The following is a 15,924-nucleotide window of genomic DNA, read 5'->3' as shown; positions in this document are numbered from 1 at the left end:
CGCTCAGCGCTTGTTGCCGGCGTCGACCCGTTCCTTCATCAGGTGCGACGGGCGGAACGTCAGCACACGTCGCGGAGAGATCGGCACCTCTTCCCCGGTCTTGGGGTTGCGGCCCATACGCGCGGACTTGGTGCGCACGTTGAACGTTCCAAAGGACGAGATCTTGACGCTTTCGCCGGAGGCAAGCGAGTCGGACATGTGCTGAAGCACCGATTCGACAAGCTCGGCACTTTCGTTTCGGGAAAGGCCAACAGTCTCAAATACCGCTTCGGCCAGGTCCATCCTGGTCAACGTCGAGTCACTCATGATGTACCTCACCCTACCACTTTGCTGGAAAGACCGTATTGGGATTCGTGAAAGCGAGTCAATAACAAGGGGTTGGCAGGCGTTTTTCAGGCGGCTCCGGAATCACCCGCCCGGAGCTACCAGCGCAGGGTCGCCGCGCCCCAGGTCAGGCCGCCGCCGATGGCTTCCATCAACAGCAGATCGCCGGGCTTGAACCGCCCCTCGCTATTGGCCACGGACAGCGCCAGCGGGATCGAGGCGGCGGAGGTATTGCCGTGATCCTGGACGGTCACGACGATCTTTTCCAACGGAATTCCAATGCGATCCGCGGTTGCCTTGATGATGCGCAGGTTGGCCTGGTGCGGCACGACCCAGGCGACGTCCTCGACCTTCAGATCGGCAGCCTCGAGCGCTTCCTCGCCGGCGATGGCCAGCTTCTGGACCGCGTGTTTGAACACCTCCCGGCCCTGCATCTTCAGCACGCCGGCGGTCTGGGTCGTGGATACGCCGCCATCGACGTAGAGCAGGTCGTTGAAGCGCCCGTCCGAGCGCAGGATCGTGGACAGCACGCCGCGATCGGCGTTGGTGCCGGTGCCGACCTGCGCCTCCAGGATCACCGCGCCGGCGCCGTCGCCGAACAGCACGCAGGTGGTCCGGTCGTTCCAGTCGAGGATGCGCGAGAACGTCTCAGCCCCGATCACCAGCACGCGCTTGGCCTGGCCGGAGCCGATCAGCGCCGTCGCGTTGGCCAGCGCGAACACGAACCCGGCGCAGACCGCCTGGATATCGAAGGCGAAGCCCTCGCCCATTCCCAGGGCCGCTTGCACCCGCGTCGCGGTGGAGGGGAAGGTCTGGTCCGGCGTCGCGGTCGCGAGCACCACGGCGTCGATGTCCGCACCGGTCAGCCCGGCGTCGGCCAGGGCCATGCGCGCCGCCTGGATGGCGAGGTCCGAGGTCTTTTCCCCCTCGGCGGCGAAATGGCGGCGCTCGATCCCCGAGCGGGTACGAATCCACTCGTCGGAGGTGTCCACCCACCCCGTCAATTCTTCATTTTCGACAACGCGTTCGGGCAGATAATGCCCACAGCCAACGACCACGGCGCGCGGAGTTGCCATTCTACTCTGCCTCGGTTTCTTTGTTTTCCGCGGCAGTTTGGACCCGCGGCGCGCCGGATGCAACACGGGCCGCCAGTTTTTCGGCGAATCCGCCTTCCGCCAGTTTGAAGGCCAGTTTGATCGCCGCAGAGACCCCCGTGGCGTCCGCGCTGCCGTGGGATTTTACCACGGTTCCGTTCAGCCCGAGGAACACGCCGCCGTTGACCCGGCGCGGGTCGATCCGCTTGGTCAGTCGCCGCAGCGATGTCAGGGCGAAAAGTGCGCCGATGCGCGACAGGGGGGAGTGGTTGAAGGCGTTTTTCAGAAGCTCGCGGATCAGCTTGGCGGTGCCCTCGGCGGTCTTCAGCGCGATGTTGCCGGAAAAGCCGTCGGTCACGATCAGGTCGACCTTGTCGGACACGATGTCCGAGCCTTCGACGAAGCCGATATACTCGAAATCGCTGTTCGGCGCGGCTGCTTCGATCAGCTGCGCGGCTTCCTTCAGCTCGGGCCGGCCCTTGTGCTCCTCGGTGCCGACATTCAGCAGGCCGACGCGGGGGCGCTTCAGGTTCAGGCCGTTGCGCGCATAGGATGCGCCCATGATCGCGTAGTTCAAAAGGTCGGTCGCATCGGCGCGGATGTCCGCGCCCATGTCGAGCACCACGTTGTAGCCGGAGGGATTGCGCGACGGCCACAGCACCGCGATGGCGGGGCGGTTCACGCCCGGCGCGCGGCGCAGGCGCAGCATGGAAATCGCCATCAGCGCGCCGGTGTTGCCGCAGGACACGGCAACCGTCGCCTCGCCCTTTTCCACCGTTTCCAGCGCGTTCCACATCGACGTGCCCTTGCCGTGGCGCATGGCCTGGCTGGGCTTGTCGGTCATGGAGACCGTGCGGTCCACGTGGCGGATTTCGGTGCGCTCACGCAAAACTGGCCGCCGGGCGAGCAGCTGGTCCAGCTCGTCCTTCGGCCCGTGCACGATGAAGCGAATGGCGGCGTTCTTCTGGGCGGACTTGTCCATGCCGCCCACAACAGCCGCCAGACCACCTTCACCCCCCAAGGCATCGATGGAAATGACCGTCGATCGGTTTGTGGAGGATGATGGGGAGCTCATGCGATCTGCTGAGAAGCGGCCTTACGCTGCGTCTTCGTCCAGGTCGATTTCTTCCACGGCGGCAACGACCTCGCGGTCATCGTAGTGCCCACAGGCACTGCACACGTGATGCGGGCGCTTCAGTTCGCCGCAGTTCGAACATTCGTTCGGATTCGCGCCGACCAGGGAATCGTGGGAACGACGCATACCGCGCCGGGAGCGCGTGATCTTACTCTTAGGAACAGCCATCTGCTTACCCTTTGATTGCTGGGCCCATGCCCACGTTTCGCGCCGGTCTAACAGGGGGGCGGACCGTTGTCACTGTCCTTGCCCGACGAAAATTCGACACGCAAATTGAGAAGCGCGGAAAATACTCGGATTTATACCTACCGCAAGGGGGAAAGCGGCTCAATCGCCGTCTTCCTCCATTTTTTTCTTCAGGCCCGCCAGCGCAGCGAAGGGATTCTCACGCGAATCCGCTGTTTCCGTGCGGGTCGCCTCCGGATCCGGCACGCCCTTGGCGCGGGGATAGAGGGGCAGGGCGAGGGCCAGTTCCTCCATCGCCAGCAGGCCGAGGTTGATGCTGTCGGTCAGCGGCTCGATGGTGTCGTCTTCGTCGGGGTCAATCTCGAGCTCTGTCGCGGTGGCGGCGATTTCGCCGCCGGGCAGGTACAGGCGCGTCACGCGGCGGTCGATGCGGCTCTGGACCGGGGCAAGCGTCACCACGCAGGGTTGGCTGACCGTCGCGCCCAGGTCGCCCTTGAGGTGCCACCCGCCGCCGTCCACCGGTGTCAGCGATCCCGAGAAGCGCAGCTTGCGCAGGGACAGCAGGTCCATCAGGGTGACCAGCTTTTCCATTTCCTCGGGCGTCGCCTCCTCCTCGAACGTCAGGGGCGCGTTGCGATTCCGCCGCGCCACGCGCAGCAGGCGGGAGAACTCGGGCAGGGGGGATGCGGATGGCGACATGGGAAAGGTTTCTTGTCTTTCAGGCAGTTTGCTTGAAATTAGCGATAGCCCAAGGTACGGGACAAGAACCAGAGAGAATGCCGTGCAAGGAGGCGCGCAGGGTGACAGAAGCGTTCAAGCGTATCTTGCAAAGCACATGTGCGGCCGTTTTGCTGGGTCTTGCGGCCTGTGCGCCCGCCGTGACCGTGCATGGCTACGTTCCCTCGCAGGAGGAACTCGACGGGATCACGCCGGGCGTGGACACCACGTTCACCATCGAGGAGCGAGTCGGACGCCCTTCGAGCACGAGCCTTCTGGGTGAGTCGGACTGGTATTACGTGCAGACCACGATCTCGCAGCTGACCTACAATCCGCCCGAGGTCACGGACCGCAAGGTCGTGGCCCTGGCCTTCAATGACAGCGGCGTGCTGGAAGACGTGCAGACCTACGGGCTGGAGGATGGGCGCATCATCAACCTGAGCCCGCGCGTCACGCCGACCGGGGGCCAGCGCCAGAACGTCCTGCAACGGATCTTCGCGGGCTTGCTGAACTTCGACGCGGGCAGCTTCGTCGACGGCTAAGGCATCGCGGGCGGCCAGGCATCGTCCATGGCAAGGCCCGGGGTCAGTCCCCGGGCGTGAAGTCCAGCGCAACACCGTTGATGCAATAGCGCAGGCCCGTCGGGGCGGGGCCGTCTGGAAAGACGTGGCCAAGATGCGCATCGCAGCGATTGCAGATCACCTCCGTGCGTTTCATGAACCACGAGCGGTCCTCCTTCTCGCCCACGGCGTCGCCGGCCAGCGGCTGGAAGAAACTGGGCCAGCCGGTGCCGCTGTCGAACTTGTGTTCCTGCGCGAACAGGGGCGCGCCGCAGCACACGCAATTGAAGGTGCCCGGCTCTTTCGGGAAGTCGTCATGGGTGAAAGCGCGTTCCGTCCCGTGCTTGCGGGTCACCTTGAAGGCCAGGTCTGAGAGCTGCTCGCGCCACTCCGCTTCGGTTTTCACGACTTTCTCGGCCATTTTCGCCTCTTCTTTACGGGTTTCGATTTTGTTTTTGCGCAAGACGTTGTCGATCCGTCATAAGGGGATCACAATAAGCTGACATGGGTTTATGTAACCCGGGCAATGAGGCTTGCAATGGCTGGATTTCAACGGGGCCGCTATGTGGCCCGCTTTGCCGAAACGCGAGACGACGTCATGGCCGCGCAGCGGCTGCGACATCGGTGTTTTCGCGGGATGGACGGTGTCGAGGGACTCGATTCCGACCAGTTCGATGAAACATGCCTGCATATCCTCGTCCACGATCTGACAACCGATGCGCTGGTGTGCTGCTTCCGCCTGATGCCTTTCGAGAACGGCGAGTCGATCGGCGGATCCTATGCCGCCCAGTTCTACGGGCTCGACCGGCTGAAGGCGTATCGCGGGCGGATGGTGGAAATGGGCCGTTTCTGCATCGATCCCGATATCCGCGATCCCGATGTGCTGCGCGTCGCCTGGGGGGCGATGACGCAATACGTGGATCGCGAGGGGGTCGAGCTGCTGTTCGGCTGCTCCAGCTTCAAAGGCACCCAGGCGGAGACTTACATGGACGCCTTCGCGCTGCTGCATGAGCGTCACCTCGCCCCCAGCCGCTGGCTGCCGCGGGTGAAGGCGCCGCGGGTGATTCTGTTCGGCAAGCGGATCCGGCTGAAGAAGCCGAACCTGAAGCTGGCGATGAAGGGGATGCCGCCGCTGTTGCGCACCTACCTGGTGATGGGGGGGTGGGTGTCGGATCACGCGGTGGTCGACAATGACCTCAACACGCTGCATGTCTTCACCGGGCTGGAGATCAGCGCGATCCCTTCAGCCCGCAAGCGTCTGTTGCGCGCCACCTGACCCGGCGGGGTTGCAAGTCGCGGAACGGGTCAAATACTGTTCGGCGTCGCCACCGGAGGGAGCCACCATGCTGCATCGATTTTTCCTGTCAGGCCGCCGCTCGTTCGATAGCCTGTCGGAGCAGGAAATCCTCGCCCTCGCCATTTCCTCGGAGGAGGATGACGCCCGCATCTACCGCGCCTATGCCGACGGGTTACGGGACGAGTTCCCGGCCTCGGCCCGTATGTTCGAGGATATGGCGGCCGAGGAAGACTCGCATCGCCAGATGCTGATCGATCTGCACAAGCGCCGCTTCGGCGACAGCATCCCCCTGATCCGGCGCGAGCATGTGCGCGGCTACTACGAACGCAAGCCCGACTGGCTGGTCCGCCCGCTCGGCGTCGAGAAGACGCGCGACATGGCCGAGCAGATGGAAATGCAGGCGGCGCGGTTCTACCGCGAAGCGGCCAAGCGCGCCTCGGACGCGGATACCCGCAAACTGCTGGGCGATCTGGCGGCGGCAGAGGCGCGCCACGTCTCCGTCGCCGGGGCGCTGGAGCAAAAACACGCCCCCGAAGAGGTCCAGGACGAAGAGGCCGAGACCGAGCGCAAGCAGTTCATCCTGACCTATGTCCAGCCTGGCCTTGCGGGGCTGATGGACGGCTCGGTCTCGACGCTGGCGCCGATCTTCGCGGCGGCCTTCGCCACCGGGGACACGTGGCAGACGTTCCTCGTGGGGTTGTCCGCCTCGATCGGGGCGGGGATATCGATGGGCTTTACGGAAGCCGCCAGCGATGACGGGGTGATCTCGGGGCGTGGATCGCCGGTCAAGCGCGGGATTGCGACCGGTGTCATGACCACGCTCGGCGGGCTGGGCCATGCGCTGCCCTACCTGATTCCCGACTTCTGGACCGCGACGGTCATCGCGATCGTCGTCGTGTTCCTCGAACTCTGGGCGATCACCTGGATCCAGCACCGCTACATGGAGACGCCGTGGTTCCGCGCCGCTTTGCAGGTCGTCGTCGGCGGCTCGCTGGTGCTTGCGGCGGGTATCCTGATCGGACTTGCGTGACGCCACCGCCGGGGGCGGTTGGCGTCATCAGCGGCAAAGCCGCCCGGCACTTCAGGCGGGGCGGCGAAAGCCGAACATGTGCTTTTGCGCCTCGGGGTCTTTCGTCGCGTCCGAGCGGGCGTCCTTGCGCAGCGCGCGTCCCGCCTGAACGGCGGGGCGCGCCCACATCCGGTCCAGCCATGCCTTCATGTAGGGAAACCGGGTGATATCCTGCTGGTGGCCCTCCCAGCCCTGCGCCCAGCCCCAGATTGCCATATCGGCGATGGAATACTCCCCGGCCACGTAGTCGCGATCCGCAAGCCGTTCGTCGAGCACGCCGTAGAGGCGCGCCACCTCGTTGCGATAGCGGGCCTGCGCATAGGGCAGCACGTGGGGCGGGTCCATGTTGGGGGCGTATTTCAGGAAGTGATTCGCCTGTCCGGCCATTGGGCCAAGGCCGCCCATCTGCCACATGAGCCATTGCTCGACCTCGACACGCTCGCGCTCTGTCGTTCCGGCGAACCTACCGGTCTTGCGCGCGAGGTACAGCAGGATCGCGCCGGATTCGAAGACCGAGATCGGCGCGCCGTCCGGTCCGTCTGGATCGACGATGGCGGGCATGCGGTTGTTCGGCGCGATCTTCAGGAAATCGGGCTCGAACTGCTCGCCGCGGTTGATGTTGACGAGGTGGGTCTCATAGTCGAGCCCCATTTCCTCGAGGGCGACGGAAACCTTCCAGCCGTTCGGCGTGGGCCAATAGTAAAGGTCGATGGGCCTGGGCATTGGGCGGGTCCTCCGGCTTTTTGTGCGTTCTTTACCGTCAGGTGGGTCGCGCATCCGGGCTGACAAGGCGGGCGCGACGGAATCGCGGCGAGGCAGCTTGGTCAGACTGCCCCGGAACGGCCGTGTCGTTGCAGCGTTGACGGGCCAGCCGGATTGGCCTAACGACATTTCCGTGGCGATTTGTTTACCGGATTGCGGGCCACGTAAAACATCCCGCTAAAGAGGTCGCGGACCGTTTCAGACGTGCCCCGATCGGCTCCCCGGTCGGGGTTTGTTTTGAAAGGTTGGGAAAATGACCACGAAAGAAGACTGGAAACCACGGACCAAGCTGGTTCACGGCGGCACGCGGCGCAGCCAGTACGGCGAACTGTCCGAGGCGATCTACCTGACGCAGGGATTCGTCTATCCCGATGCGGAAACCGCCGAGTCGCGCTTCCTGGAAAGCGGGCCGGACGAATTCATCTACGCGCGCTACGGCAATCCCACCGTCGCGATGTTCGAGGACCGGATCGCCGGTCTGGAGGGGGCCGAGGCGGCCTTTGCCACCGCCAGCGGCATGGCGGCGGTGAACGGCGCGCTGTTCAGCCAGCTGAAGGCCGGGGATCACATCGTTTCGGCAAAGGCGCTGTTCGGCTCCTGCCTTTACATCGTGGAAACCCTGCTGCCGCGCTTCGGCGTGGAGGTCAGCTTCGTCGACGGCGCGGACCTGGCCCAGTGGGAAGCGGCCATTCGCGACGACACCAAGCTCGTCTTCCTCGAAACCCTGTCGAACCCGACGTTGGAGCTGGTCGACCTTGCCGCCGTCGCCCAACTGGCCCATGCCAAGGGCGCGCAGGTCTGCGTGGACAACGTCTTTGCGACGCCGGTTTTCCAGCGCAGCTTCGAGCTTGGCGCGGACCAGGTGATCTATTCTGCGACGAAGCACATCGACGGGCAGGGGCGCTGCCTCGGCGGTGTCGTGCTAGGCACGGAGGCCTTCATTCGCGGCACGCTGGAGCCCTACCTGAAGCACACCGGCGGCGCGATGAGCCCGTTCAACGCCTGGGTCATGCTGAAGGGCCTGGAGACGATGGACCTGCGCTGCCGCGCCCAGGCGGAAAGCGCGCTGCGCATCGCCGCCGCGCTTGAAGGGCACGGCAACGTCTCCCGCGTGTTGTATCCGGGCCTGCCGAGCCATCCGCAGTTCCAGCTCGCCTCGCGGCAGATGGAAAAGGGCGGGACCGTGATCGCCTTCGAGGTGGCGGACGGACAGGCGGCGGCGTTCCGCGTCCTGAACGCGTTGCAGGTCGTGCTGATCTCCAACAACCTCGGCGATGCCAAGTCGATCGCGACGCATCCCACCACGACCACCCACCAGCGCCTGTCGGACGATGCGCGCGCCCATCTGGGCATCACGCCGGGGATGATCCGCCTGTCCGTGGGGCTTGAGGATGTCGATGACCTGGTCGTGGACCTGCTCGGGGCCCTGGATCGCGCCTGACGGCGCGGGGGCCTCGCCCAACGCTTTTGTTAAAATGGCCTGAACAGGGGGCGGTTTCCACCGCGCGTGATCGCTGCGCGGCGGGGGCTTGGCCGTTGCCGGGCGTCAGGGTTGCGCGCCACCGGGCGCAACTACCTGTTTTCAAATAGATAACCCGAGTGTCCGCGATTCTGCCGGCTGAAGCGCCGCGCTGTCACACGCCTTGCGCTGGCGGCCGCTGCCTGTCACGCTGAGGTGAGAAAGGTTTGATTTTTGTGAACCGGGACCATGTAAGATCCGTACAGTGATAGCGTTTATGACAATACCACTCACCAATCGAAAGCCTGTCTCATGAATATCCATGATCCGAAGATCAAGACCGAGCGCGAAAGCGGCCTCACGGGGCACAAGCCCACACGCCAGCAGGCGGAGGACGCGGTGCGCACGCTGTTGCGCTGGGCCGGCGACGATCCCGAGCGTGAGGGCCTTCTCGATACACCGGGGCGCGTGGTGCGTGCGTATTCCGACTGGTTCCGCGGTTATGAAGAGGACCCCGAGGCGATGCTCCAGCGCACCTTCGAGGAGGTGGAGGGCTACGACGAAATGGTCGTCCTGCGCGACATCCGCTTCGAAAGCTATTGCGAGCATCACATGGCGCCGATCATCGGCAAGGCGCATGTCGGCTACATTCCGACGGATCGCGTCGTGGGCATCTCCAAACTGGCGCGCGTGGTGGATGCCTTTGCCAAGCGGTTGCAGGTGCAGGAAAAGATGAACGCGCAGATCGCCAACACCCTGATGGAGGTTCTCAAGCCCCAGGGCGTCGCCGTGGTGCTGGAGGGCGAGCATCACTGCATGTCGACCCGCGGCGTACACAAGCCGGGCGTGTCGATGGTCACCTCCACCATGCTCGGCGCGTTCCGCGAGGCTGAGACCCGGCGCGAGTTCCTGTCGATCATCGGCAATCCGACCAACCGCGTCGGATAACCCCGTGGGCAACCTTGCCCCGCGGACCCGGGGCCCCTTGCGGGGGGCCGCCGGAACGGGCCGAAGGGAAAGGACGCCCATGCATCCCACTGAAACCATCGTCCGCCAGTTCCACGAATCCTGGGACATGCGTGACCCGGACCTCGGGGCGGCGGTGATCGCGCCCGATTGCCATTTCGAGGATGTCGCCCGGGGCGAGTTGCTGCAAGGCCCCGAGGCGTACAAGCAGGATTACCACCGCTGGCGCACCGCCTTCCCCGACGGAGAGGTCAGGATAACCCGCGTCATCGTGCAGGACGACTGGGCCGTGGTCGAGTTCGTCAATCGCGGCACCCAGACCGGGCCGCTGCACTCAAGCCTCGGCGCGTTTCCCCCAAGCGGGCGCCGGATGGAGGCGCGCTATTGCAGCGTCATGCGCGTCGCGGACGGCAAGGTGGTCGAGGGGCGCGACTATTACGACAGCGCCAGCATCGCCCGCCAACTGGGGCTCGTGGATTGAACCGGGGTGTATTCCGGCGCGGATGCTCTTGACTTGACGCGCGGCGGCGGCCAACGCTCTCGGCCATGATTGACGCGCGCCCGGTGGGCTATGTAATTGGACTGCTTGTGGTTGCGCTCGGCGTCAGCATGGCGTTGCCCATGCTTGCGGACGTGCTCGAAGGGCGGGGCGAGGGGGAAACCTTCGCTATCTCCGGCCTGATCACCATCATGACGGGCGGCGCGCTGGTGCTGGCCTGCGCGAATTCCGAACATCGCGGGCTGACGCTTCAACAGACCTTCCTGCTGACAACCTGTGTCTGGGTCGCGCTGCCGGTCTTCGGCGCGCTGCCGTTCTGGATCGGTGCGCCCTATGTCAGTTACACCGACGCCTTCTTCGAGGCGATGTCCGGGCTGACCACCACCGGCTCGACGGTCTTCGTGGGGCTCGATGACATGCCCAAGGGCACGCTCTTGTGGCGCGGCCTGATGCAGTGGTTCGGCGGTATCGGGATCATCGTCGTGGCGATGGTTTTCCTGCCGACCCTCAGAGTGGGGGGGATGCAGATCTTCCGCACCGAGGCCTTCGACACGATGGGCAAGATCCTGCCCCAGGCGGCGGAGATCGCGAAGCAGATCTCTGTCATCTACCTGGCGCTGACGGTGGCCTTCATGCTCGGCTACAGCTGGACGGGGATGGGCTCCTTCGATGCGCTGGTCCATGCGATGACCACCGTGGCGACGGGCGGGCTTTCCACGACCGACGCCTCCTTCGGCGCGTACCGGGGCGCGGCGGAATATGCCGGCGCGCTGTTCATGCTGCTCGCGAGCCTGCCGTTCGTGCGCTATGTGCAACTGCTGAGCGGCACCGCCCGGCCGCTGTGGCGCGACAGCCAGATCCGGGTGTACTTTGGCATCGTCTTCGTGTCCGTCCTGGCGCTGACCGCCTGGCAGCTGATCGTGCTGTCCGCGCCAAGCGAGCCAGCCTTCCGCGAGGCGCTGTTCAATACCGTCTCGATCATGTCGGGCACCGGGTATTCCTCGGTCGATTACCAGCTCTGGGGCGGTTTCCCGATGACGATCTTCTTCCTGATCGGCCTGATCGGGGGCTGCGCGGGCTCGACGAGCTGTTCGGTCAAGGTGTTCCGCTACCAGTTGCTGTTTTCCGCGATCCTGTTGCAGGTGCGCCGGATCCGCAGCCCGCGCGGCGTGTTTTCCCTGCGCTACGAGGGGCGGCCCGTGGGCGATGACGTCATCAACTCGGTCATGGCTTTCTTCGTGCTGTTCTTCGTCACGCTGGCCGTGGTGGCGATCATGCTGGCCCTGATCGGGCTGGACCCGGTCACCGCGATCAGCGGCGCGGCCACCGCGGTGGCCAACGTCGGCCCGGGCCTCGGCCCCGAGATCGGACCCGCGGGCAATTTCGCGGGCCTCCCGGACGAGGCGAAATGGGTGCTCGCCATTGCCATGCTGGTGGGCCGGCTTGAGCTGATGTCGGTCTACGTGATCTTCACGGTCGCCTTCTGGCGGCGCTGAACCGGGGTCGCCTCAGCGCCCCGGCGGGGCATAGCCGAAGCGCGCGATATCTTCCGCGTAGAGCTGCGCCACCGCGTCCCTGACCGGGGCAGAGTGCATGGGGTCCCTGCGCGGCAGAATCCCGAAGCGCCGCGCGGGCGCGGCCTTGCGCGTCTGCTTCAGGGCGGGCAGGGACAGGCTGACGCCGAGCAGCTCGCACAGCCGGGCGAAATCCGCGTCCAGCGTTTCGAACCGGCCGGTCCAGGGGGTGATCCCCTCAAGGTAGTCGCACTGCGGGCGCAGCGAGCGGATCGAGGACATCCACGCCGGCGGCGCGACGGCCATCCGCGCGAAATCTACAAGGCTTTCGGGCACCTCGGGGTAACGCTTGCGCATCCGGGGGCTCAGCAGGAAGCGATGCAGCGACCCGAAGCGATCCCAGGGGTTCCGCACGAAAGCGACGAAGCGATAGCCCTCCAGCTCGGCCACTGGGCGGCCCGTGCGTTCGGCATAGGCGTCCAGGAACTGAAGCGGCGTCTCGTGCCAGGTCTTCGCCACGGCGGCGGGGTCGGCCCCCTCCAGCGTGTCGAGCGCGGCGCGCAGGCTGGTGCCAGCGGTTTTCGGGATATGCACGAAGACGAAGCGATGCCGGTGGTTCACGATCATCCGCCCTTCCTGACGCAAGCGCCGCGCTTTGCCAAGCCGGGGGCGCCAATTGACCCTCACCGGTCACGCGCTTATGACGGGCCGAGGCGCGCCCGGCGCTGCGACTTGAGGATGGATCATGGCAAGCGACACCCCCCCGAGAAGTTTTCAGGAAATCATCCTGAGGCTGCAGAGCTACTGGGCCGCGAAGGGCTGCGTGATCCTGCAGCCCTACGACATGGAGGTGGGCGCGGGCACCTTCCACCCCGGCACGACGCTGCGCTCGCTCGGCTCCAAGGCCTGGGCGGCGGCCTACGTGCAGCCCTCGCGCCGCCCGACGGACGGGCGCTACGGGGAAAACCCCAACCGCCTGCAGCACTACTACCAGTTCCAGGTGCTGATAAAGCCGAGCCCGCCCGATCTTCAGGACCTCTACCTCGGCTCGCTTCAGGCGATCGGGATCGACATGGACATGCACGACATCCGCTTCGTCGAGGATGACTGGGAAAGCCCCACGCTCGGCGCCTGGGGGCTGGGCTGGGAAGTCTGGTGCGACGGGATGGAAGTCAGCCAGTTCACCTATTTCCAGCAGGTCGGCGGGCACGACTGCAAGCCCGTCTCGGGCGAGTTGACCTACGGGCTTGAGCGGCTGGCAATGTATATCCTCGGCGTCGATCACGTCATGGACATGCCGTTCAACGCCCCCGACGCGCCGATCCCGCTGAGCTACGGCGACGTGTTCCGCCAGACCGAGGCGGAGTACAGCCGCTGGAACTTCGACGTGGCCGACACCGACAAGCTGTTCGAGGATTTCGAGAAGGCGGAAAGCGAATGCCTGCGCATTCTCGAAGCGCCGGACATGGACCCAAGGACCGGCAAGCGCATCGTCATGGCGCATCCCGCCTATGACCAGTGCATCAAGGCGAGCCACCTGTTCAACCTGCTGGACGCGCGGGGCGTGATCTCGGTCACCGAACGGCAGGCCTACATCGGGCGGGTGCGCACCCTTGCCAAGGCCTGCGCCGACGCCTTCGTGCAGACGGAAGCGGGTGGCTACGCTGCCTGAGCGGGCAGCGCCGCGCGCCGGTTTTTAAGCTGGACCCTGCGGGCAGCGCCCGGTATCCAGCCGAAAACCCAGGTAACACAAGGATACTTCACCCATGTCAGGCCGGGTCTTCGCCATTTTCTTCCTTGCCCTCGCGGCCCTGTTCGGCGGGGCGTTGTGGTACTTCCAGACCCGCGCCTACTACGAAGAGGTGTCGGGCCTGACCTCCATCGACGTGCAGGGCGCCCAGGTTCCCGTGTCCAGCTATCGCGGGCTGGATGCCGACACCTCGCCCAACAAGCTGCGCGGCTGCTTCACGGTCGACCCCGCCGCTTTCGCCGATGTGCCCGAGGCCCCGAACCCCGAACCGCTGACCGCGCCGGGCTGGTTCCCCTGCTTCGACGTCGAGGCCATCGCCACCGACCTTGCCGAGGGCCGGGCCAAGGCGTATCTGGCCGGGGACGAAACGCCTGAAGGCGCGGAAGGCTATGAAATTCTGCGCATGATCGCCGTCTATCCGGACGGCCGCGCCTACCTGTGGCGCCATTACCGGGAAAACTGATGCCTGACCTGTTGCTCGAACTGTTCTCCGAAGAAATTCCCGCCCGCATGCAGCTGCGCGCGGGCGAAGACCTGAGGAAACGCGTCACCGACGGCCTGGTCGAGGCGGGGCTGACCTATGCCTCCGCCGGGGTCTTTTCCACGCCGCGCCGCCTGGTGCTGAGCGTCGAGGGGCTGCTCGCCAGTTCCCCCAACCTGCGTGAGGAGCGCAAGGGCCCGCGTGTGGATGCGCCCGAAAAGGCGATCGACGGCTTTCTGCGCTCTACCGGGCTGACGCGCGAGGCGCTGGAAACCCGCGACGACAAGAAGGGCCAGGTCTATTTCGCGGTCATCGACAAGCCGGGCCGCCCCGCCGCCGAGATCATCGCCGAGGTGGTCCCCACGGTGATCCGCAGTTTCCCCTGGCCGAAGTCCATGCGCTGGGGCGCGGGCAGCCTGCGCTGGGTGCGTCCGCTGCAATCGATCCTGTGCATCCTGTCGGACGAAGCCGGGGCCGAGGTGGTGCCTTTCGACCTCGACGGCATTCAGCCGGGCAACACCACGCGGGGCCATCGCTTCATGGCGCCCGAGCCGTTCTCCGTCACCGGGTTCGAGGATTACGCCAAGCGCCTGGCCGCGGCCCACGTGATGCTGGAGCCGGACGCGCGGCGCGACAAGATCTGGCATGACGCCACGACGCTGGCCTTCGCCCAAGGGCTTGAGGTGGTCGAAGACACGGGCCTTCTGGCGGAGGTCGCTGGGCTGGTGGAATGGCCGGTCGTCCTGATGGGCGATATCGACGCCGCCTTCCTCGACCTGCCGCCGGAGGTGCTGCAAACCTCCATGCGGGAGCATCAGAAGTTCTTCTCCGTGAGCAACCCGAAGTCGGGCCGGATCGAGAAATACATCACCGTCGCCAACCGCGAGACGCCCGACAACGGCGCGCTGATCCTTGCAGGGAACTCCAAGGTCCTGACCGCGCGCCTCTCGGACGCGCGCTTCTTCTGGGACAACGATCTGCGGATCGCGAAGGACGGCGTCACCCCCTGGATCGGGGCGCTCGATTCCGTGACGTTCCACAACAAGCTGGGCAGCGTCGGTGCGCGGATCGCCCGGATCGAGGCGCTGTCGCGCGAAATCGCCCCGCTGGTCGGCGCGGACCCCGACAGCGCGGCCCAGGCGGCGCGTTTCGCCAAGGCCGACCTGGCCTCGGAAATGGTCTACGAATTCCCCGAGCTTCAGGGGATCATGGGTCGTTACTATGCGAAGGTCGCTGGGGCTGACGACGCTGTCGCTGCGGCCGTGCAAGCGCACTACGCGCCGCTCGGCCCCTCTGACGATGTGCCGACGGCCCCCGTCTCGGTCGCGGCGGCGCTGGCGGACAAGTTCGACCTGCTGATGGGCTTCTGGTCGATCGGCGAAAAGCCGACCGGCTCGGGCGACCCGTTCGCCTTGCGCCGCGCGGCGCTGGGCGTGATCCGCATCGTGCTGGAAAACGAGCTAACCCTGTCGCTCTATAAATGCCTGACGCAGGCCGATGGCCACGTGCTGGCGGACGAGGACGGCGCGGCGCGCGCGGATGTGGAGTCGACGAAGGCGGACCTGATGGCCTTCTTCCTCGACCGTCTGAAGGTCTACCTGCGCGGGGACGGCGTGCGCCACGACGCCATCGACGCCTGTTACCAGCTTGGCGGGCAGGATGACCTGCTGTCGCTGACGCAGCGCATCCGCGCGTTGCAGGCGTTCCTTGGCACCGACGACGGGGCGAATCTGCTGACCGGCGTGAAGCGCGCCACCAACATCCTTGCGGCCGAGGAAAAGAAGGACGGCATCGAATACTCGCTCGACCCGGATGCGAAATTCGCGACCGAGGCGGCGGAAACCGCGCTGTTCGCCGCGCTCGATACCGCCGAGCCGCAGATCGACGCCGCGCTCAAGGCCGGAGATTTCGTCGCCGCCATGGGCGCGCTGGCCGGGCTGCGTGCGCCGATCGACGGGTTTTTCGACGGGGTAAAGGTTAACGACGACAACCCCGTCGTGCGCCGCAACCGTCTGTGCCTTTTGAACCGCATCCGCACCGTATCGGCGCGGGTGGCGGTTTTCGGGGCGCTGGAAGGGTGATCCGGCACGGGCGACGCCCGATTTAGACCC

General features: G+C 65.6%; 18 protein-coding genes and 1 riboswitch. Of the genes, 10 read left to right on the top strand and 8 right to left on the bottom strand.

The genetic code is table 11. The features are described 5' to 3' along the window. Positions 1-3 precede the first annotated feature (3 nt). From ihfA to DJ029_RS05960, 5 genes are all read right to left on the bottom strand, one after another. On the bottom strand, positions 4-306 hold the full coding sequence (gene ihfA, locus DJ029_RS05980; RefSeq protein ID WP_112321455.1) for an integration host factor subunit alpha: 303 nt from the start codon (positions 304-306) through the stop codon (positions 4-6). Between the two features lie 116 nt (positions 307-422). Beyond that, positions 423-1,400, bottom strand: a complete 978-nt coding sequence (locus DJ029_RS05975; protein ID WP_112321454.1) for a beta-ketoacyl-ACP synthase III — start codon at positions 1,398-1,400, stop codon at positions 423-425. A gap of 1 nt (position 1,401) precedes the next feature. Then, complete coding sequence (gene plsX / locus DJ029_RS05970; protein WP_112321453.1) at positions 1,402-2,493, bottom strand: phosphate acyltransferase PlsX; 1,092 nt, start codon at positions 2,491-2,493, stop codon at positions 1,402-1,404. A 21-nt stretch (positions 2,494-2,514) separates the two neighbouring features. Continuing rightward, positions 2,515-2,721, bottom strand: coding sequence for a 50S ribosomal protein L32 (gene rpmF, locus DJ029_RS05965; RefSeq protein WP_112321452.1), 207 nt, complete (start codon positions 2,719-2,721; stop codon positions 2,515-2,517). Between the two features lie 159 nt (positions 2,722-2,880). Continuing rightward, complete coding sequence (locus DJ029_RS05960) at positions 2,881-3,438, bottom strand: YceD family protein (RefSeq protein ID WP_112321451.1); 558 nt, start codon at positions 3,436-3,438, stop codon at positions 2,881-2,883. A 101-nt stretch (positions 3,439-3,539) separates the two neighbouring features. Here DJ029_RS05960 and DJ029_RS05955 point away from each other — a divergent pair, with 101 nt between their 5' ends. Next, on the top strand, positions 3,540-3,998 hold the full coding sequence (locus DJ029_RS05955) for an outer membrane protein assembly factor BamE (RefSeq protein ID WP_157966276.1): 459 nt from the start codon (positions 3,540-3,542) through the stop codon (positions 3,996-3,998). 43 nt (positions 3,999-4,041) lie between these two features. Here DJ029_RS05955 and msrB read toward each other — a convergent pair whose 3' ends face one another. Continuing rightward, complete coding sequence (gene msrB, locus DJ029_RS05950) at positions 4,042-4,437, bottom strand: peptide-methionine (R)-S-oxide reductase MsrB (protein WP_112321986.1); 396 nt, start codon at positions 4,435-4,437, stop codon at positions 4,042-4,044. 117 nt (positions 4,438-4,554) lie between these two features. On the opposite strand from msrB, the gene DJ029_RS05945 reads away from it, so the two are divergent. Together DJ029_RS05945 and mbfA are read left to right on the top strand one after the other, a co-directional pair. Next, on the top strand, positions 4,555-5,292 hold the full coding sequence (locus DJ029_RS05945; RefSeq protein ID WP_112321449.1) for a GNAT family N-acetyltransferase: 738 nt from the start codon (positions 4,555-4,557) through the stop codon (positions 5,290-5,292). 67 nt (positions 5,293-5,359) lie between these two features. Beyond that, positions 5,360-6,343 carry an iron exporter MbfA gene (gene mbfA / locus DJ029_RS05940; RefSeq protein ID WP_112321448.1) on the top strand — a complete coding sequence of 328 codons (984 nt, stop codon included), beginning with the start codon at positions 5,360-5,362 and terminating at the stop codon, positions 6,341-6,343. A 51-nt stretch (positions 6,344-6,394) separates the two neighbouring features. Here the strand turns inward: mbfA and DJ029_RS05935 are convergent, their stop codons facing one another. Beyond that, the gene (locus tag DJ029_RS05935) at positions 6,395-7,105 is read right to left on the bottom strand and encodes a glutathione S-transferase N-terminal domain-containing protein (RefSeq protein ID WP_112321447.1); all 711 of its coding nucleotides are present in this window, start codon (positions 7,103-7,105) and stop codon (positions 6,395-6,397) included. A gap of 162 nt (positions 7,106-7,267) precedes the next feature. Beyond that, positions 7,268-7,346, top strand: a riboswitch (SAM riboswitch). Between the two features lie 51 nt (positions 7,347-7,397). On the opposite strand from DJ029_RS05935, the gene metZ reads away from it, so the two are divergent. The 4 genes from metZ to DJ029_RS05915 all read left to right on the top strand — a co-directional run bounded on the left by metZ (position 7,398) and on the right by DJ029_RS05915 (position 11,564). After that, the gene (gene metZ, locus DJ029_RS05930) at positions 7,398-8,585 is read left to right on the top strand and encodes an O-succinylhomoserine sulfhydrylase (protein WP_112321446.1); all 1,188 of its coding nucleotides are present in this window, start codon (positions 7,398-7,400) and stop codon (positions 8,583-8,585) included. Between the two features lie 330 nt (positions 8,586-8,915). After that, positions 8,916-9,551: a GTP cyclohydrolase I FolE gene (folE, locus tag DJ029_RS05925; protein ID WP_112321445.1), complete on the top strand. Its 636-nt coding sequence runs from the start codon at positions 8,916-8,918 to the stop codon at positions 9,549-9,551. Between the two features lie 79 nt (positions 9,552-9,630). Next, positions 9,631-10,050, top strand: a complete 420-nt coding sequence (locus tag DJ029_RS05920) for an ester cyclase (RefSeq protein ID WP_112321444.1) — start codon at positions 9,631-9,633, stop codon at positions 10,048-10,050. Positions 10,051-10,115: 65 nt separating this feature from the next. Beyond that, the gene (locus DJ029_RS05915) at positions 10,116-11,564 is read left to right on the top strand and encodes a TrkH family potassium uptake protein (RefSeq protein ID WP_112321443.1); all 1,449 of its coding nucleotides are present in this window, start codon (positions 10,116-10,118) and stop codon (positions 11,562-11,564) included. 12 nt (positions 11,565-11,576) lie between these two features. Here DJ029_RS05915 and DJ029_RS05910 read toward each other — a convergent pair whose 3' ends face one another. After that, a complete protein-coding gene (locus DJ029_RS05910; protein WP_112321442.1) occupies positions 11,577-12,209 on the bottom strand; it encodes a sulfotransferase family 2 domain-containing protein in 633 nt (210 codons plus the stop codon). Positions 12,210-12,327: 118 nt separating this feature from the next. Here DJ029_RS05910 and DJ029_RS05905 point away from each other — a divergent pair, with 118 nt between their 5' ends. The 3 genes from DJ029_RS05905 (at position 12,328) to glyS (ending at position 15,894) form a co-directional block, all read left to right on the top strand. Further along, entirely contained in the window at positions 12,328-13,254 is a 927-nt protein-coding gene (locus DJ029_RS05905) for a glycine--tRNA ligase subunit alpha (RefSeq protein ID WP_112321441.1), read from the top strand. A gap of 94 nt (positions 13,255-13,348) precedes the next feature. Continuing rightward, on the top strand, positions 13,349-13,795 hold the full coding sequence (locus DJ029_RS05900) for a DUF6446 family protein (RefSeq protein WP_112321440.1): 447 nt from the start codon (positions 13,349-13,351) through the stop codon (positions 13,793-13,795). Further along, on the top strand, positions 13,795-15,894 hold the full coding sequence (gene glyS, locus DJ029_RS05895) for a glycine--tRNA ligase subunit beta (RefSeq protein WP_112321439.1): 2,100 nt from the start codon (positions 13,795-13,797) through the stop codon (positions 15,892-15,894). The genes DJ029_RS05900 and glyS overlap by 1 nt, the downstream gene beginning before the upstream one ends. Positions 15,895-15,924 lie beyond the last annotated feature (30 nt).

Source organism: Oceanibium sediminis, assembly GCF_003265325.1.
Lineage (GTDB): Bacteria > Pseudomonadota > Alphaproteobacteria > Rhodobacterales > Rhodobacteraceae > Halovulum > Halovulum sediminis.
The sequence above is the reverse complement of the archived record's forward strand: the minus strand, read 5'-3'. Positions and strand labels throughout refer to the sequence as shown.